The following is a 17,629-nucleotide window of genomic DNA, read 5'->3' on the forward strand; positions in this document are numbered from 1 at the left end:
GGAAATAGACCATGTCCACCAACACCGACCGACCCACGTTGCTGTTCGCCCATGCCAATGGCTTCCCCGGGGCCTGCTATCACAGCTTCCTGGCGCCGCTGGGGGAGCGTTTCGACCTCCATCCCGTGGATCGCCTCGGCCACCATCCCGACTTTCCGGTGGGGCATAACTGGCAGGCACTGCGTGATGAGCTGCTGAGCGTCGTGGCCCGGTTCGACGCCCCGGTGATCGGGGTGGGCCACTCCATGGGCGGCGTGCTGATGGCCATGGCCGCCGAGGCGGCGCCGGAACGCTTTCGCTGTGTGGTAATGCTCGACCCACCGCTGATGCTGGGTATCGACGCCTGGGGAATGAAGGCGGCCAAGCGGATGGGGCTGGTGGATCGGGTGACGCCGGCTGGCAAGAGCCTGGGTCGCCGCACCACCTGGCCCGACCGGGAGGCGATGCGCCACTATCTGCGCCGACGAGGCCTGTTTCGGCGGTTCACCGAGCAGGCCCTGGACGACTACATCGAGGGTGGAACTCGACTGCTCGATGACGGCCGGGCTCTGCTGACCTACGACCCCGATATCGAGGTGGAGATCTTCCGCCACTTGCCGGACCATCTGGGCGACCTGCCTCGGCGGCTGCGGGTGCCCCACGCCATTCTGGCTGGCGAGGACTCCGACCTGTTGACGCCGCGCCGCCGCCGCCGGCTGATTCGCCATGGTGTCAAGGTGCGGCTGGTGCCTGGCACCCATATGTTTCCCATGGAGCACCCTGTCGAGGTGCGACAGGGACTGCTTGCCGCGCTGGACGAGTTGCTGGGGGAGGCGTCATGACCTCGCCACAGATCCTGAGCCTGGCCGAAGGGCGCCTGGCAGGACTGGCCTGGGGCGAGCCGGAGGCCCCTCTGTGGCTGGCCCTGCACGGCTGGCTGGACAATGCCGCCAGCTTCTCGCGCCTGGCCCCCGTGCTTGCCAGCCAGCTGGGGGTGCGTATCGTCGCCATCGACTTCGCCGGCCACGGTCACTCATGGCATACCCCCGGTGACTATGCCATCTGGGACTACTGCGACGATGTGCTCGATGCGGCGGACGCCCTGGGCGCCACGCGCCCGACCCTGCTGGCTCACTCCATGGGGGCCGGGGTGGCCTGCCTGCTGGCCGCCGCCCTGCCGGAGCGGGTGGCGCGGCTGGCGCTGATCGATGGGCTCGGGGCAGTGACCACTGCGGCCGAGGAGGCGCCGCGGCAGCTGCGCCGAGGCCTCTTGGGACACCGTCGCTCACCCTCGCGCCCGGCGCGCTATGCTGACGAAGAGGAGGCCGTGCTCGCGCGCGTCAAAGGGGGAGCCACACCGGTGCGTGCAGAGGCCATCCGTCCCGTGGTGCTCCGTAACCTGGAGGAGTCGGAGGACGGGCGGCTGGGGTGGCGAACCGATCCCCGTCTGGCGCGCCCCTCGCCGGTGCGATTGACCCCCGAGCAGGTGATGGCCTGCCTGGCCGAGATCGCCTGCCCGACGCTGCTGATCGAAGGGGAGGACGGCATCCTGGGCGAGACGGAGCGAGCGCGTTCAGCTCGTGCGGCGCTGCCTGGGCTCGAGCGCCGAGTATTGACGGGTGGTCACCACCTGCACCTGGAGCCGGAGGCGGTATCGGCGGTGGCCGAGACCATTGCTAGCTGGGTGTTGAGCGGCAGGGAGCCGTCGGACAGATGAGGAGACGCAAGGATATGAACGACAGGGCGGCAGCCTCCGGTGAGCCGAAACGCGTGGCGCTGGTGCTGGGTAGTGGCGGGGCGCGCGGATATGCCCATATCGGCGTGATCGAGGAGGTCGAGCGTCGCGGCTACGAAGTCGTGGCGGTCTCCGGTTGCTCCATGGGAGCGCTGGTCGGGGGGGTCTATGCCGCGGGGCAGTTGCCTGCCTATCGCGACTGGGTCTGTCGCCTGGACTACTTCGATGTGCTGCGGCTGGTGGATGTCTCCTGGAGTGCCATGGGCGCCATGAAGGCCAACAAGGTGATGAGCAAGCTGGAGAGCCTGGTGGGGGATACCCGCATCGAGGATTTGGCGATTCAGATGACGACCGTGGCCACCGACATGACCCACCAGCGCGAGGTGTGGTTCCAGAGCGGCCCGCTGCTCGAGGCGATCCGCGCCTCCATTGCCGTCCCCGGGGTGATCACGCCGGTCCATCGTGGCCAGCAGGTGCTGGTCGACGGGGGACTGCTCAACCCGCTGCCGATCACCCCCTCCGTCTCGGCGGCGGCGGACCTGGTATTGGCGGTGAACGTGACGGCCCACAGTCCGCGACCGGTGACTCTGGAGGAGTTGCTGCCTCCCGAGGCGGCGCGTCTGGAGCGCGAGGCCGCCGAAACCGCTTCGGGGAAGGAGTTCGGCGCCTGGATCGAGGAGGTGAAACGCGCGGCCGGGCGCTGGATCGATGGTCTGGGGGGAGGCTCGAATGGCTCTGAGTGGGAGGAGGGCGAGCAGGGGGAGCAGAGTGAAGAGAGCAGCCGTCGCCGTCAGTGGGGGCGCCTGGACATGGCGCTGGCCTCTTTCGATATCTCCCAGGCGGCGCTGGCCAAGTACAAGGTCGCGGGGTATCCACCGGATGTGCTGATCGAGGTGCCCAAGACGGTATGTGGCGCCTATGAGTTCCATCGTGCCGAGGCGCTGATCACCCTGGGGCGCCAGCTCGCGGTGGAGGCCCTGGATCGTTACGAAGGACGTAGCCATCCGGGGTGGGGGGGGCGTGGCATCGTCGTCGGGCCACGCCTGCCGGGTGACACGCGGTCGTCCGAATAACCCTCAGCGCTCGCCCCGCCGGCGCAGCAGCACATAGACGGCGCCGGTGCCGCCTTCGGCCTCCACGGCCGAGCAGAACGCCAGCACCCCGGGCCATTCGCGCAGCCAGGCATTGACGTGGCTCTTGAGCACCGGATAGTTGCCGTCCGTGCCCCACGCCTTGCCATGCACCACCAGCAGGCAGCGGCGTCGTTCCACGGCAGCATCACGCAGAAACCCCTCCAGCTGCTCGCGGGCTTCTTCCAGGGTGTAGCCGTGGAGGTCGAGCCCCGCCTCCCAGGCCATCTCGCCGCGCTTGAGGCGGCTACGGGTGCGCCATGGCAGGTCGGGCAGGGCGAAGTCGAGATATTCCGAGGGGCGCACCGCCTCCACGCGGCCATCCGAGGTTCGTCCGCTGGCGCTGTCGTCACCCGCCGACTGGGCGGCGGCTCGCCGCGCGGCGGCGGCGGCCTCCTCGCGGCGCGGGCGACCCGGGTCGGCGCGATTGCGCTTGATCGGCTTCACGCCGGCCTGCTGCAGGGCCTGGCGGAAGGCGCTGATCTCGTCATCGTCCGGGCGGTGGCGGTTTTGGCTCATGGGGCAGGGCTCATGGGGCAGGGCTGATGGGCAGTATCGGCTGGTTGGCGAGGGGGACCAGTATACCCGGCGTGGCGTGGCTGTGAACCGGTGGGCCGGGTTACAATCATTGACCCTTTATTTCACGACGTTCAGGTGCCCCCTTGGCCGATCAGCACGCCCCGCGCGCGACTTCCACTCTGACGCTCACCGATGACCGGCTCGCCGCCGAGCTCCTGACCCTGCGCGACTGCCTGCGCTGGGCGGCCAGCGAGTTCCATCTGGCCGGGCTGTTTCATGGCCATGGCAGTGATTCGCCCTGGGACGAGGCGGTGGCCCTGACCCTGGGCGCGCTGCATCTCCCCTGGAATGTCGACCCGGCGGTGCTCGACGCTCGCCTTCTGCCCATGGAGCGCAGCCGTATCGTCGCCCTGGTACGCAGCCGCATCGTTCATCGGCGACCGCTGCCCTATCTGCTGGGAGAGGCGTGGTTCGCCGGCCTGCCCTTCGATGTCGACGAGCGGGTGCTGATTCCACGCTCGCCCATCGCTGAATTGGTGGAGTCGGGCTTCGATGCCTGGTTCCCCGAGGAGCCACCACACCGGGTGCTCGACCTGTGCGCCGGCTCCGGCTGTATCGGTATCGCCACGGCGCTGCATCTGCCCACCAGTGAGGTTGACCTCGCCGATATCAGTCAGGAGGCGCTGGCGGTGGCCCGGCAGAACATCAGTCGTCATGATGTCGGCGACCGGGTGAGAGCAGTGGCATCGGATCTGTTCGATGCGCTTCCCGGCCGCTATGACCTGATCGTCTCCAATCCACCCTATGTGGATGCCCGCGATCTGGCCATCATGCCCGCCGAGTTCCGCCACGAGCCTGCGCTGGCACTGGGGTCCGGCGCGGACGGGCTGGATATCACGAGGCGTATCCTGCGCGAGGCTCGTGAACACCTGACCGAGCGCGGCGTGCTGATCGTCGAGGTGGGCAACTCCGATCACCATCTGGAGGCGGCCTTCCCCGAGGTACCCTTCCTGTGGCTCGACTTCGAGCGCGGTGGCCAGGGGGTGTTCGCCCTGACTGCCGATGAACTCGACGCCCATGCGGCGTCCTTCGCCTGATTCACCGACTTCCGATCACTCGAGGAACGCCCATGTCCGGCAATACCTTCGGCAAGCTGTTTACCGTCACCACCTTCGGCGAGAGCCATGGCCCGGCGCTGGGCGCCATCGTCGACGGTTGCCCGCCTGGCCTGCCGCTCAGCGAGGAGGACCTTCAGCGCGACCTGGATCGTCGTCGCCCCGGCACCTCGCGTCATACCACCCAGCGTCGCGAGCCCGATCGGGTGCGTATCCTCTCGGGGGTCTTCGAGGGGTTGACCACCGGTACCGCCATTGGTCTGCTGATCGAGAATACCGATCAGCGCTCCAAGGACTATTCGAAGATCAAGGACCAGTTCCGCCCGGCCCATGCCGACTACAGCTATCACCACAAGTACGGTATCCGTGACTACCGCGGTGGGGGGCGCTCCAGCGCTCGTGAGACCGCGATGCGTGTGGCCGCCGGGGCCATCGCCAAGAAGTACCTCGCCTCTCAGGGCATCACCGTTCGCGGCTACATGAGCCAGCTTGGCCCCATCGAGATCGCCTTCAGTAGCTGGGAGGCGGTGGAGGGCAACCCCTTCTTCTGTCCCGATGCCAGTCGTGTGGAGGAGCTCGAGGCCTACATGGATCAGCTGCGCCGCGACCAGGACTCGGTAGGGGCGAAGATCACGGTAGTGGCCGAGGGGGTACCGCCGGGGCTCGGCGAGCCGGTGTTCGACCGGCTCGACGCCGAACTGGCGCATGGGCTGATGAGCATCAATGCGGTGAAGGGGGTGGAGATCGGTGATGGCTTCGCCGCCGTGGCCAGCCGTGGCAGCGAGCACCGCGACGAGATGACGCCCGAAGGCTTCCTCTCCAACCATGCCGGCGGTGTGCTGGGCGGTATCTCCAGCGGACAGGCGATCATCGCGCACCTGGCGCTCAAGCCGACATCCAGCATCACCACCCCGGGGCGCAGCATCGATATACAGGGCAATCCGGTGGAGGTGATTACCAAGGGGCGCCATGACCCCTGTGTGGGCATTCGGGCCACGCCGATCGCCGAGGCGATGATGGCTCTTACCCTGATGGATCACCTGCTGCGTCAGCGTGGCCAGAACGCCGATGTCAGCGTCGAGACCCCGACGCTGCGATGAAGGCGCGTTGAGGGGCATCTCGTTGAGGGCAGGCCAGGAGAGGCTGCTACACTGCGAGGCAGACCAACGGACAGGGCTGACACCATGAAGATCAACGTCGAGTTTGACCTTACCCCCGATGAGTTTCGCCAGGCACTGGGGCTGCCGGATGTGGCGGCCTTCCAGAAGGATCTGCTGGATCGAATCCAGAAACAGATGGAGTCCGGGGTGGAGGGCTATGACCCGATGAGCCTGATGCAGCCGTTTCTGCAGCAGACCGGCATGGGGCAGGGCATGACCCAGGGGCTATCGCAGGGCTTGTCCCAAGGGCTCTCCCAGGGGCTATCCAGCTTCGGTACCTATCAGCAGATGATGCTCGACATGCTCAAGCAGGCCGGGCAGTCCGCCGCTCAGTCCGAGCCCGAGGAGGGGACGGAAAGTCGTGCGACCAAGACCGGCAACAAGAGCGAAAAGGCCGATACGGGTTCCAGGAGTGCTTCCGCCAAGACCAGCAGCGGCAACACCTCAAGCCGTGCCAAGTCCACCAAGGGAGCCGCGAGCGCTCGTTCACGAACCAAGCGCGACAGCTGATGCAAGCCGCCATGCTGATATAACCCCCAGGTGTTGCCGCATCCCGACGTCATGGCCTTGCAACTTGGTCTTGTAACATGGCCGTGCAACATGGTCTTGCAACACCGGTGGAGGCAGACTAGTCTTTGTGCAGTGCAACATGGCTGGGCGAGCCACTCGCCTAACACCACCCTTCGGGAGGATGTGTCATGCAGGACAAGATGATCGAGAACTTCAACGAGCAGACCCGTCAGCTCTTCGAGCCGATGCGCAAGCTCAACTCCCTGATGCTGAACAACATGGAGAAACTCTCCCAGTATCAGATGGAATCATTGAAGCGCTACAGCCAGATGGGCACCGAGCGTATGCGGGATGCCAGCGAAGTTCAGGATGCCGACAGCCTGCGTGATTTCGGCGCCCGCCAGGCCGAGATGATGAACGAGCTCTCTCAGCAGATGATGGCGGACGCCAAGGCGCTCTCCGAGATGAGCCTGGAGTTCAAGGCCGAGATGGAGAAGCTCTTTACCGAGCAGGCCAAGGCCATGGGCGAGGCTGCCAAGCAGACGTCCGCGGCGGACAGCGGGGAGCCGGCCAAGGCGAAGTCGTCACGAGGTGGCTCCAGCAAGAGCTGAGACAGTTCAGGCGCTGTTATCCAGCGCAATTCGGCTCCTCGCGGGGCCGCTGTCCGATCCGCCGCCCTCCGTGTGAGGGTGGCGGTGCATGTTATCTGATGTCGGCATGACATGGCCGACGGACCAGGAGGGGTCAATGCAGCCAGGGGTTCAAGCACCGACACAGGCCGAGCTGGAGGCGTGGAATGCCCAGCTTCAGCAGATCGGCGAGGAGTATCGGCATTTGATGGGTGATCTGCTGGAGCGCATGGTGCCCAGCGATGCCGCCGATTCGGTCTACGGGGACATGCGGGAGAGCTTCCAGGCGGCGGCCGAGTCGCTGATGAGCAATCCGCCCCAGCTCTGGCAGACCCAGGCTCGACTGATGCAGGATCAGGTCCAGTTATGGCAGAACGGGCTGCGGGCCATGGCGGGCGAGCAGGTCGAGCCGCTGGTAACGCCGAACAAGGGCGATCGTCGCTTCAAGGATGAGGCCTGGACCAGCGACCCCTACTATCTGGCGATCATGCAGCAGTACCTGCTCTTCTCGCGCCTGGTCGAGGAGCTGATCGATGGCCTGGAACTGCCCACCGAGCAGAAGAGCCGGCTGGGGTTCTATGCCCGCCAGATGGTCAATGCCATGTCGCCCACCAACTTCGTTGCCACCAATCCCGAGGTGATGCGCAAGACATTGGAGACCCGGGGCCAGAATCTGGTCGATGGCCTGGCTCGCCTGCGCCAGGACCTGAGCAACTCCGCCGAGGGGCTCAATGTCTCCATGACCGATCGCAGCGCCTTCGAGGTGGGCAAGAACATCGCAGTGACGCCTGGTTCGGTGGTCTATGAGAACGAGCTGATCCAGCTGATCCAGTACGCCCCCACCACCGAGCAGGTCTACAAGACGCCACTGCTGGTCGTTCCGCCCTGGATCAACAAGTACTACATCCTCGACCTGCGCGAGGACAACTCCCTCGTCAAGTGGCTGGTCGGTCAGGGGCACAGTGTCTTCCTGATCTCCTGGCGCAACCCGGGCCCGGCCCAGCGCGACCTGACCTGGGCCGACTACATGCAGCTTGGCCCCATCGCCGCCATCGAGGCGATCGAACAGGCCACCGGCGAGAAGTCGGTCAACCTGCTCAGCTACTGTGTTGGCGGTACCCTGGCGGCCTCCACCGTGGCTTATCTCACCAGCACTCGTCGTGGGCGCCGGATCAAGTCGGCTACCTACATGACGACGCTGCAGGACTTCCGTGACCCGGGCGAGATCGGCACCTTCCTCAGTGAGCCGGTGCTTGAGGGCATCGAGGCGAAGATGGAGCGTGACGGTTATCTGGATGGTCGCGTGATGGCCTTCAGCTTCAACCTGCTGCGCGAAAACGACCTGTTCTGGTCCTTTTATATCAGCAACTACCTGAAGGGCGATGTGCCGGCCCCCTTCGACCTGCTCTACTGGAACACCGACGGCACCAATCTTCCGGCGGCGACTCATGGCTGGTACCTGCGCCATATGTATATGGAGAACAAGCTGGTCGAGCCCGGTGGCATCGAACTCGACGGGGTCAAGATCGACCTGCGCAAGATCTCCACGCCCAGTTACTTCCTCTCGACCCGGGAGGACCATATCGCCAAGTGGAACAGTACCTACTATGGGGCGCTGCTGCCCAAGGGGCCGGTGACCTTTGTGCTGGGTGGATCGGGGCATATCGCCGGGGTGGTCAACCCGCCGCACAAGAACAAGTACGGCTACTGGACCAACGATTCGTTGCCCGAGACCCACGAGGAGTGGCTGGCCGGCGCCGAGCAGCACGAAGGCTCCTGGTGGCCCCACTGGCAGGCGTGGATGACCGACAATGGCTATGTCGATGCCAAGAAGATGGTGGCGGCACGCCAGCCCGGTGATGGCGAGCTCTCCATCATCGAGCCGGCGCCGGGACGCTATGTCAGGATGACCATCCCCGAGGTGCTGGGCGAAATCCCGACTTCGTCGGAAGCCTGAAGCTGTAAGTTGGACTTAAGGCTATAAGCTGGAAGAGTATCGCCCCCGTAGCCCTTGCTACGGGGGCGATTCGTTTGGCGCATCACCGTCCGGCCTGGGAGGGCACGTTGCATGAGGAGTGCTCCCCATCGTGTCAGGCGCCCGGTGGTGACTTCGTCCACTGTGTGCTTCCGCCGGGCGGCCTTCGGCCTCCTTCGCGAGGCAGAGCCTCCCTCCTACTGCTTGCGGCGAGGCCGAAGTCCCGGCAGCACCATCAGGGCGGCGAGCAGCCAGGTGGGCCAGCTGCCGGTGCGGGTGAAGGGGGTGAGCCCCTGCATGGGGATCGCCTCGCCGCCAAGGCTGGTCATCTCGAACTGGGGAGCCCGCGTGGTAATGCGCCCCTGGGCATCGATGATGGCGGTAACGCCATTGCTGGTGGCACGAATCACGTAGCGGCCGTTCTCCAGGGCGCGCAGCCGGGCCATCTGCAGATGCTGCAGGGGGCCGATGGAGCGGCCGAACCAGGTGTCGTTGGACACCGTCAGCAGCAGCGCCGCCTGGCGCGCCTGGGCGGCGACACGATCCGGGTAGATGATCTCGTAGCAGATGGCGTTGCCGATGGTGGTGCCGGCGGCCTTGAGCGGCGCCTGGCCTTCCGGCCCGGGCGTCATGGCCGGCATCGGCAGATTGAAGAAGGCGATGGTATCGGCAAGCAGGCTGTCCAGGGGGAGGTATTCGCCGAAGGGCACCAGACGCGTCTTGCGGTACTCCCCCTCGACATCACCCAGGCCGATCACACTGTTGTAGTAGAGTCCGGCGTCGTCACGCTGCAGGATGCCGGTAAGCAGGGCGGTGCCGGGGGTAAGATTGGACTGCACCCGCTCGAGTATGGGTCGCGCTTCGCGCTCGAACATCGGCAGGGCCGCCTCGGGCCAGATGATCAGGTCCGGGGCGTCGCCGCTGTGTGCTCGGGTCAGCGCGCTGTAGCGATTGGCGGCCTCGCGCTGGCCGGCTGGGGTCCACTTGATGGCCTGATCGAGGTTGCCCTGGAGCAGCGCCACGCGTAGCGGCTCACCGGCGGGGGTCGTCCACTGGGCGGGCAGCGTCATGGGGGCGAGCCACAGGGCGGCGACAGGGAGCGCGGCCCACCAGCGTCGACGGAGCAGCTCGACGCCCAGGGTGCCGGTCAGTGCGGTGATCAGGGAGAGCAGATAGACACCGCCCACTGGGGCCCAGGGGGCGAGGGGTGAGTCCACCTGCGAGGTTCCCAGCAGCAGCCAGGGAAAGCCGGTGAACAGCCAGGTGCGCAGCCACTCGCCCAGAACCCAGGCGCCGGCAAAGCTGAGCCAGGCCAGACGCGGGCCGGTGAGGCGGCGATAGAGCCACAGGGTCACGGCGGGGAAGAGTGCCAGCCCCGCGACGAACAGCGTGGTGAGCAACAGCGCCAGCGGGATGCCGGTATAGCCATAGTCGTGGATCGATACATAGACCCAGGAGGCGCCGGAGCCGAACAGCCCGAGACCATAGCACCAGCCGCGCAGGGCAGCCTGGGCGGGTGTCAGGGTGTGGATACCCAGATAGATGAGTCCCGCGGCTACCGGGCCCAGCCACCACAGTTCGAAGGGGGAAGCGGTAAGCGTGGTTAGAACACCGGCCGCGGCTGCCAGCAGGCAGCCGAGGGGAGTGGGGAGGCGAAACGCTGGCATCTTGGCCCTCCGTGGCAGGCGCGTCAGTCGTTGTCGTCGAGAGCGTCGTCGGGGTTGCAGGGTTCGGCTTCCAGTAGCCGGATGCGACGATTGTCGGCATTCAGTACCGTGAAGCGCCAGCCACCGATGATGGTATGCTCGCCCCGTGCCGGCAGGTGGCCGAAGCGCTGCATCACCAGGCCGCCGAGGGTGTCGAACTCCTCGTCGGAGAAGTGTGTCTCGAAGCGCTCGTTGAAATCCTCGATGGGGGTCAGGGCGCGGATGGCGTAGCGCCCCTCGCCCAGATCGCGAATATCCTCCTCGTCGTCGGCGTCATGCTCGTCCTCGATCTCGCCGACGATCTCCTCGAGAATATCCTCAATGGTCACGATGCCGGCGGTACCGCCGTACTCATCGACCACGATCGCCATATGGTTGTGCGTGCTCTGAAACTCCTTGAGCAGGCTGTTGAGACGCTTGGATTCCGGTACGAACAGCGTCGGCCGCACCACCTCCTCGAGGCGGAAGGGCCTGCCGCTCTCCTGGCCGTTGCGCAACAGTGGCAGCAGATCCTTGGCCAGCAGGATCCCCTTGACTTCATCGAGGTTCTCGCCGATGACAGGGTAGCGGGAGTGGCCGGTCTCGAGAATCACCGGCAGGTACTCATCCAGCGGCTGGTCGATGGCGATGGCCGTGACCTGGGAACGCGGGATAAGCACCTCGCGAACCTGCTGGTCGCTGATCTTCAGCGCCCCCTCGATGATCATCATGGCATCCTGCTCGAGCTTCAGGCGGCCTGCCGCCTGGCGCAGGAACTCCAGCAGCTCGTCCCGTGAGCTGGGCTCGTCACTGTCGCTGGAGAGCGCCCCCAGCAGTTTCTCGATCCAGGAACGGTTGCCCTGGCCACTCGATCGATCTTCGCTCATGAATCGGCTCTCTCGTCCTCGGGTGCGATCCGATAAGGGTCGGTGATGCCAAGCTCGGCCAGGATCTCGCGCTCCAGGGCCTCCATGGCCTCGGCCTCGTCATCCTCCAGATGATCGTAGCCGAGCAGGTGCAGCGTACCGTGAACCACCATATGAGCGTAGTGATCGCCTAGTGCCTTGTCCTGCTCGGCGGCCTCGGCCACCACCACAGGATGGCAGACCACCAGGTCGCCGAGCAGCGGCAGGGTCACGACGGGCGGATTCTCGAAGGGGAAGGAGAGTACGTTGGTGGGCTTGTCGCGACCGCGATAGTCGCGGTTCAGCGTCTGGCTCTCCGCCGTGTCCACCAGGCGCACGCTGAGCTCGCTCTCATCCTCCACCACATGGCGCGACAATACCGCGCCCACCCAGGCCTCCAGCTCGGCCTGGCTCGGCAGGCCCTCGGCCTCGAGGGCGACCTGGCGATCGACCCGGGGAGACGTCATGACTCGCCCCGCTCGCGACCGAGGCGCTCCTGGCGCTCCAGACGCAGGGTCTCGCGCTCCTGTTCCCGAGCCTCCTTGCGGGCACGCTCGGCGGCCTCCTGCTCGGCCTCGAAGCTATCGTAGGCCTCGATGATGCGCTGCACCAGGGGGTGGCGAACCACATCCTTGGCGGCGAAATGGGTCACGCCGATGCCGGGTGTTCCCTTGAGCACCTCGAGGACCTGAATCAGCCCCGAGCTCTGGCCGCGGGGCAGGTCGACCTGGGTGACATCGCCGGTGATCACCGCGGTGGAGCCGAAGCCGATACGAGTCAGGAACATCTTCATCTGTTCGCGGGTGGTGTTCTGGCTTTCGTCGAGGATGATGAAGGCATTGTTGAGAGTGCGCCCGCGCATATAGGCCAGAGGGGCGATCTCGATTACCTGGCGCTCGATCAGCTTGGCCACCTGCTCGAAGCCGATCATCTCGTAGAGGGCGTCGTAGAGCGGGCGCAGGTAGGGGTCGATCTTCTGGGCCAGGTCGCCGGGCAGGAAGCCGAGTTTCTCGCCGGCTTCCACCGCCGGGCGTACCAGCAGGATGCGTCGAACCTCCTGCTGGTTGAGGGCCTCCACCGCCGCGGCGACCGCCAGATAGGTCTTGCCGGTGCCCGCCGGGCCGATGCCGAAGTTGATGTCGTGGGAGCGGATGCTCTGCACATAGCCCTGCTGATTGAGGCCGCGTGGCTTGATCAGGGTGCGTGGGGTGCGGATCAGCACCTCGGCGCTATCGGCATCGCCCTCATCCTCCTCGAGCGCCTGCTGACCGGACTCCTGCAGGAAGAGGTGCACGGTATCCGGCTCCAGGTCACTGGCCTCGGTCTCGCGGTAGAGGTGTTCGAGCACGTTGGCGGCGGCCTTGACCCGATGGATGGGCCCGGCCAGCTGGAAGATGTTGCCGCGGTTGCGCAGGGTGATGCCCAGGCGGGACTCCACCAGCTTGAGGTTCTCGTCGCGCTGGCCACAGAGGTTGGCCAGGCGGCGCGGGTCGTTGGGTTCGAGGGTCAGAGTGATGATGCGGTTGGCCTGGGAGGCTGTCTGGCTCAAGGCGGGCGGATCCCCTGGAAGATGAGTGTGGAGTCAGCATACTGCCGCGGCGGCCGCCGCGGCAATCATTGGTCGAGCAGAGACGACGGGTCTCAGTAGGTCGCCGGGGAGACGAGCTCGCCACGCAGCGAGTTCGGCAATGCCTCGCTGATTTCGACGTCGACGAAATAGCCGATCAGCTCGGTGGGGTTGGGGGCACGGAAGTTGACCACCCGGTTGTTCTCGGTGCGGCCGGAGAGCTGACCCGGGTCGCGTGGCGCGAAGCCGGTGACCAGGATGCGCTGGGTGGTGCCCACCATGCGCCGGCTGATCTGCATGGCCTGTTGGTTGATGCGTTCCTGAAGGATCGCCAGGCGCTGCTTCTTGACGCTCTCGGGGGTGTCATCCTCGAGGCTGGCCGCCGGTGTGCCGGGGCGTGCCGAGTAGACGAAACTGAAGGAGTGGTCGAAGCCGATGCGATGAATCAGGTTCATGGTGGCCTCGAAGTCCGCATCCGTCTCGCCCGGGAAGCCGATGATGAAGTCCGAGGAGAAGCTGATGTCGGGGCGTAGCGCGCGAATGCGCTCCAGTTTCTCGACATACTCCTCGACGCCATGGCCGCGCTTCATGGCGGCGAGCACGCGGTCGGAGCCGGCCTGTACCGGCAGGTGTAGATGGCTGACCAGCTCCGGAATCTCGCCATAGGCCTCGATCAGGCTGTCGGAGAACTCCACCGGGTGAGAGGTGGTGAAGCGAATGCGGTCGATGCCTTCAACGGCCGCCACGCAACCGATCAGCTCGGCCAGGTCGATCTCATCACCCAGCTGGTTCAGGCCACGGTAGGCGTTGACGTTCTGTCCCAGCAGGTTGATCTCGCGCACGCCCTGGTCGGCCAGGTGAATGACCTCGTCCATCACCGCCTCGAAAGGCCGCGAGACCTCCTCGCCCCGGGTGTAGGGCACCACGCAGAAGGTGCAATACTTGGAGCAGCCCTCCATGACCGAGACGAAGGCGGTGGCGCCGTCGGAGCTGGGCTTGGGCAGGTGATCGAACTTCTCGATCTCCGGGAAGGTCACGTCGACGACCGAGATCTGGTCCTGCTGGCGCGAGTCGAGCATGGAGGGGACCCGGTGCAGGGTCTGGGGCCCGAACACCATATCGACATGGGGCGCGCGCTTGCGCAGCGCCTCGCCTTCCTGACTCGCCACGCAGCCGCCCACACCGATCACCAGATCGGGGTTGTTCTCCTTGAGCTTCTTCCAGCGTCCCAGCTGATGGAACACCTTCTCCTGGGCCTTTTCGCGGATCGAGCAGGTATTGAGCAGGATGACATCCGCCTCCTGCTCGTCGTCGGTGAGTTCGAGACGGTGAGATTCGCCGAGCAGATCCGCCATGCGGGCGGAATCGTACTCGTTCATCTGGCAGCCGTGTGTCTTGATGAAGAGTTTCTTCGCCATAAGAGTAGGGGTCGTGGCGTCAGGCGCCCGACGTCTGTCACCGGTGGGTTCTGGGGTGCGCGGCGCTCACGGCTCAAGTTAGCCGGAGGCACGGCAATGGATGGCGGTGGCCGCCTGGGCCATCGTTGAAAACAGCCCTATATTATACGTGCCGTGACCGCCTGGAGCCAGCCCGATGCCAGGTGGCACAGGGCTGTTGCAGTTAACTTGACAGCTCGGTAGCCCGGGGCTGATCTGGAGACAAGCCCCGGAGCGCCGGACCGACGAGGAGGCGCTGTGAACCCTTCCCTGGGCGCTACCGACGCCATCCCTGGCGTAGGACCTCCTCTTCAGCTTGTCCCCAGCGCCCCTTGGATCGGTAGCCCTGCCAGGTGGCACGAGTGTGCTAACCTAGCGACCCCCGGCTGGATAGCACCGGGGCCTGGGACCTGAAGAGCGTTCGATGAGCCGGATAACACTGGTCATGCACTGACCAGCAGCCGTCGAGCCAAGGTGTGGCGGGGGCAGCGGACGACTTTCCCACGGTTGTCCCGCGGGTTGTCCACAGAAGCTGTGCATAACCCTTGCGGACAGCTGGTGGGCTGTCACCTGTGTGTGGAGGTGGCGTCAGTTATCGCCTCCAGGGCCTTGGGCGTCGCAGCGTTTCCCCGCCAGGGCACCACCTTCAGGACGTTTCCAGGAAACACCTTTCAGTCAGGACGCTTCAGGCAAGGACTCTACAGTCAGGATCATGGCATGACGAAACACCACAGCACACGAACCGGTCTGGGCGTATGTCTGGGCACCCTGCTAGGCCTGCTGGCGCTGCCGCTGGCGGCTCAGGAGCAGAGCGACACCGTCTGGGTCTCCGACTCGCTGACCACCTATGTACGCAGCGGTCCCACCGACGGCTACCGCATCGTCGGCACCCTTACCGCCGGCGAGCCTGTCGAGCGGCTGGAGACCAGCGGCGACTATACCCGCGTTCGAGGTCCCGGCGGCGACGCCGTCTGGGTGCTTAGCCGCGAGATCCAGGAGGTGCCCAGTGCTCAGGTGCGCCTGCCCGAGCTGGAGCAGCGGGTGGCAGAGCTCGAGGCTGAACTCGACGGCATCGATGAGGCGTGGGAGCAGCGCACGGCCGCGTTGCGAGAGACCCTCGAGGTTCGCGAGGCGCGGGTTGCCGAGCTGGAGTCACGTAACCACCAGCTGGATAGCGAAGCCGAGCACTCCCGCCAGACGGCGCGTGAGCTGGAGGCTCGCCTCAATACCCAGGAGGAGGACCTGCTGATGCGCTACTTCATGTATGGCGGCGGCGTGGCCGGTGCCGGTCTGCTGGTTGGCTTGATCGTTCCTCATCTGCCGCGCCGCCGTCGCAAGCGCGATCGCTGGTTCTAAGCCGTCATGGTGAATGAATGGCTGACCCGTTGGCGTGAAGGGCGTATCGGTTTCCATCGTGACGCACCGCACCCCGTCCTGTGCCACCACTGGCCGCTGCTGGGGGTGAGCTCCGGTGTCAAGGTGCTGGTGCCGCTATGCGGCAAGAGCCACGACATGCGCTGGCTGGGCCATCGCGATCATCCGGTGCTGGGTATCGAGCTGGCGCCCCAGGCGGTCGAGCAGTTTCTCGCCGAGGGGAGCGAGCCCGTTTCCCGCTACCACCAGGCGGGGTTCGAGATAAGTCGCCAGGCCAATGTCGAGCTCTGGTGCGGCGACTTCTTTCATTTCCATATCGAGCAGGCGGCCGAGATCGGTGCCTTCTATGACCGTGCCGCGCTGATCGCCCTGCCACCCGCCACCCGCCAGCGCTACGCCTTCCATCTGGCGCAGCTGATACCTCCGGGGGCCAGCGGGCTGCTTATCGGCCTTGAGCGTGCGGCCGGAGAGGAGCAGTCCGGGCCGCCATTTCATGTGCCGGAAGAGGAGGTGCGGGAGCTGTTCGAGCCCAACTTCAGGATCACGTTGCTGGAGAGAGGCGCCCCGGAGCCGGGCAGCGGCTTCCGGGAGCATGTCTGGGCCATGGTGCGCCGAGGTCCCGTCGAGTGACACTCAGCGGGCCAGCAGGCGGCCCAGCTCCGGGTCACGGAAGGCCCGGTTCAGGCCGTCGACGAGCAGGTCGTTGACCATTCGGGTATTGCTCTCCTTGTCCGGCCGTACGGCGTAGCTCTGGGTGCGCCGTGAGGTGTAGGTGCCGGTGTAGGTGGTGCCGCCATTGGTCGCCTCGGCCACAAACACCGCCTCCAGGCGTGACTCGCCGATCACGGGCCGACTCTTGCCGCGCTCGTAGCCCAGGTGGTCGAGTGTCAGGGTCAGGTGGGGGCGGCCTTCGGCACGCTGGGTGGTGGGTGTAAAGCCCATTTCGCGCACTGCCCGCTCGGCCTCGCGCTGCAGTTTCGGCATCAGCTCGTGGGCATGGACGGTGATCGTGGCCGTGGACATGGCGCTGCCGGTACGGGTGCCGATCACCTCTCCGTCACGTCCATCCGCGGCGATCACCGTGACGGCCTGCCCATTGCCCGCGGCCGGTACCGCGGCGCTGCGCTTGGGGTCGAGTTGCAGGGTCTGGGGGGCGGTGCAGCCGGCAAGCCAGCCAGCGGCGACCAGGGCCAGGGAGAGGCGAAGAAAGCGTCGACGTAGCATGGGGAGCTCCCGTCCAGGGTGAATGTCGAAGCGCAGTATAGCGTCCTCGAGATCACTCAGGGTACGTCCTTGCCTCCTCGATTACACTGTCGGTACGCCTAGCAGGAGCCGTGTGATGATTCGCCCCGCCACCGCCGAGGATATCCCTCTGCTTGCCGATATCTGGCTGCGTGCCTCGGTGCGCGCCCACGACTTTATCCCCGAGACCTTCTGGGTATCCCGCGCCGAGCTCATGGTGCAGGAGCGGCTGCCTCAGGCCGAGGAGGTCACGGTGCTCGAGGTGGAGGGCAGGGTAATCGGCTTCACCGCCCTCGATGGCGACCACCTGCAGGCGCTTTTCATCGACCCCAGGGTGCAGCGCTATGGCCATGGTTCACGGCTGATGGCCCATGCCATGTCCGGTCATGAGCGCCTCACCCTGAGTGTCTATTCGCGTAATGTGCGTGCCGTCTCCTTCTACCACCGACTGGGGTTTCATGCGGTGGAGGAGCGCCTCGAGCCACTGACTGGGGAGAACGAGACCCTCATGGCCTGGGATCGGTAGGCCCGGGATGTCCGTGACCTGTCGGTCGAGACCACTGCCCGTTCGGCATGGCCGATCCCCGTTCGTTGCGGCCTGTCCGCAAGCGTCAGGGGTGGGGCAATAGAAGAAGAGCTAATAGAAGGGGGAGTAGAAGGAGGGTAAT

18 protein-coding genes are annotated in these 17,629 nt (G+C 65.7%); 11 read left to right on the top strand and 7 right to left on the bottom strand.

Annotation, left to right across the window (positions count from 1 at the left end):
* Positions 1 to 11 precede the first annotated feature (11 nt).
* From Q0894_RS13140 to Q0894_RS13150, 3 genes are read left to right on the top strand one after another with little or no spacing between them, the layout of a single operon-like run.
* Positions 12 to 821, top strand: a complete 810-nt coding sequence (locus tag Q0894_RS13140; protein WP_299236113.1) for an alpha/beta hydrolase — start codon at positions 12 to 14, stop codon at positions 819 to 821.
* Positions 818 to 1,696, top strand: coding sequence for an alpha/beta hydrolase (locus Q0894_RS13145; protein ID WP_299236115.1), 879 nt, complete (start codon positions 818 to 820; stop codon positions 1,694 to 1,696). Before Q0894_RS13140 ends, Q0894_RS13145 begins: the two co-directional genes overlap by 4 nt.
* A gap of 14 nt (positions 1,697 to 1,710) precedes the next feature.
* The gene (locus tag Q0894_RS13150; protein WP_299236117.1) at positions 1,711 to 2,787 is read left to right on the top strand and encodes a patatin-like phospholipase family protein; all 1,077 of its coding nucleotides are present in this window, start codon (positions 1,711 to 1,713) and stop codon (positions 2,785 to 2,787) included.
* 3 nt (positions 2,788 to 2,790) lie between these two features.
* Here the strand turns inward: Q0894_RS13150 and Q0894_RS13155 are convergent, their stop codons facing one another.
* Entirely contained in the window at positions 2,791 to 3,363 is a 573-nt protein-coding gene (locus tag Q0894_RS13155; protein WP_299236119.1) for a Smr/MutS family protein, read from the bottom strand.
* Between the two features lie 143 nt (positions 3,364 to 3,506).
* Between Q0894_RS13155 and prmB the strand changes: the two genes are divergently transcribed.
* The 5 genes from prmB to phaC all read left to right on the top strand — a co-directional run bounded on the left by prmB (position 3,507) and on the right by phaC (position 8,734).
* Positions 3,507 to 4,460, top strand: a complete 954-nt coding sequence (prmB, locus tag Q0894_RS13160) for a 50S ribosomal protein L3 N(5)-glutamine methyltransferase (RefSeq protein WP_299236121.1) — start codon at positions 3,507 to 3,509, stop codon at positions 4,458 to 4,460.
* A 32-nt stretch (positions 4,461 to 4,492) separates the two neighbouring features.
* Positions 4,493 to 5,578 (top strand): chorismate synthase, encoded by a 1,086-nt coding sequence (gene aroC, locus Q0894_RS13165; protein WP_299236123.1) that lies wholly within the window; start codon positions 4,493 to 4,495, stop codon positions 5,576 to 5,578.
* An 84-nt stretch (positions 5,579 to 5,662) separates the two neighbouring features.
* Complete coding sequence (locus Q0894_RS13170; protein WP_299236125.1) at positions 5,663 to 6,148, top strand: hypothetical protein; 486 nt, start codon at positions 5,663 to 5,665, stop codon at positions 6,146 to 6,148.
* Positions 6,149 to 6,336: 188 nt separating this feature from the next.
* The gene (locus Q0894_RS13175; protein WP_299236127.1) at positions 6,337 to 6,759 is read left to right on the top strand and encodes a phasin family protein; all 423 of its coding nucleotides are present in this window, start codon (positions 6,337 to 6,339) and stop codon (positions 6,757 to 6,759) included.
* 136 nt (positions 6,760 to 6,895) lie between these two features.
* Complete coding sequence (phaC, locus tag Q0894_RS13180) at positions 6,896 to 8,734, top strand: class I poly(R)-hydroxyalkanoic acid synthase (RefSeq protein ID WP_299236129.1); 1,839 nt, start codon at positions 6,896 to 6,898, stop codon at positions 8,732 to 8,734.
* A gap of 215 nt (positions 8,735 to 8,949) precedes the next feature.
* Here phaC and lnt read toward each other — a convergent pair whose 3' ends face one another.
* The 5 genes from lnt to miaB form a co-directional block, all read right to left on the bottom strand.
* On the bottom strand, positions 8,950 to 10,419 hold the full coding sequence (gene lnt / locus Q0894_RS13185) for an apolipoprotein N-acyltransferase (protein ID WP_299236131.1): 1,470 nt from the start codon (positions 10,417 to 10,419) through the stop codon (positions 8,950 to 8,952).
* Positions 10,420 to 10,442: 23 nt separating this feature from the next.
* The gene (locus Q0894_RS13190; protein WP_299236133.1) at positions 10,443 to 11,324 is read right to left on the bottom strand and encodes a transporter associated domain-containing protein; all 882 of its coding nucleotides are present in this window, start codon (positions 11,322 to 11,324) and stop codon (positions 10,443 to 10,445) included.
* A complete protein-coding gene (ybeY, locus tag Q0894_RS13195; RefSeq protein ID WP_299236136.1) occupies positions 11,321 to 11,809 on the bottom strand; it encodes an rRNA maturation RNase YbeY in 489 nt (162 codons plus the stop codon). Before ybeY ends, Q0894_RS13190 begins: the two co-directional genes overlap by 4 nt.
* On the bottom strand, positions 11,806 to 12,891 hold the full coding sequence (locus Q0894_RS13200) for a PhoH family protein (RefSeq protein ID WP_299236138.1): 1,086 nt from the start codon (positions 12,889 to 12,891) through the stop codon (positions 11,806 to 11,808). Before Q0894_RS13200 ends, ybeY begins: the two co-directional genes overlap by 4 nt.
* A 92-nt stretch (positions 12,892 to 12,983) precedes the next feature.
* The gene (miaB, locus tag Q0894_RS13205; RefSeq protein ID WP_299236140.1) at positions 12,984 to 14,327 is read right to left on the bottom strand and encodes a tRNA (N6-isopentenyl adenosine(37)-C2)-methylthiotransferase MiaB; all 1,344 of its coding nucleotides are present in this window, start codon (positions 14,325 to 14,327) and stop codon (positions 12,984 to 12,986) included.
* Positions 14,328 to 15,062: 735 nt separating this feature from the next.
* On the opposite strand from miaB, the gene Q0894_RS13210 reads away from it, so the two are divergent.
* A complete protein-coding gene (locus tag Q0894_RS13210) occupies positions 15,063 to 15,701 on the top strand; it encodes a TIGR04211 family SH3 domain-containing protein (protein WP_299236142.1) in 639 nt (212 codons plus the stop codon).
* Between the two features lie 6 nt (positions 15,702 to 15,707).
* Positions 15,708 to 16,349, top strand: coding sequence for a thiopurine S-methyltransferase (locus tag Q0894_RS13215; protein WP_299236144.1), 642 nt, complete (start codon positions 15,708 to 15,710; stop codon positions 16,347 to 16,349).
* Between the two features lie 3 nt (positions 16,350 to 16,352).
* Here Q0894_RS13215 and Q0894_RS13220 read toward each other — a convergent pair whose 3' ends face one another.
* Positions 16,353 to 16,943, bottom strand: coding sequence for a YajG family lipoprotein (locus tag Q0894_RS13220; protein ID WP_299236146.1), 591 nt, complete (start codon positions 16,941 to 16,943; stop codon positions 16,353 to 16,355).
* Between the two features lie 115 nt (positions 16,944 to 17,058).
* Between Q0894_RS13220 and Q0894_RS13225 the strand changes: the two genes are divergently transcribed.
* Positions 17,059 to 17,487 carry a GNAT family N-acetyltransferase gene (locus tag Q0894_RS13225; protein WP_299236148.1) on the top strand — a complete coding sequence of 143 codons (429 nt, stop codon included), beginning with the start codon at positions 17,059 to 17,061 and terminating at the stop codon, positions 17,485 to 17,487.
* The last annotated feature ends 142 nt before the right edge of the window (positions 17,488 to 17,629 follow it).

Origin of the sequence: uncultured Halomonas sp., assembly GCF_947501415.1 — a bacterium.
Taxonomy (GTDB): domain Bacteria; phylum Pseudomonadota; class Gammaproteobacteria; order Pseudomonadales; family Halomonadaceae; genus Halomonas.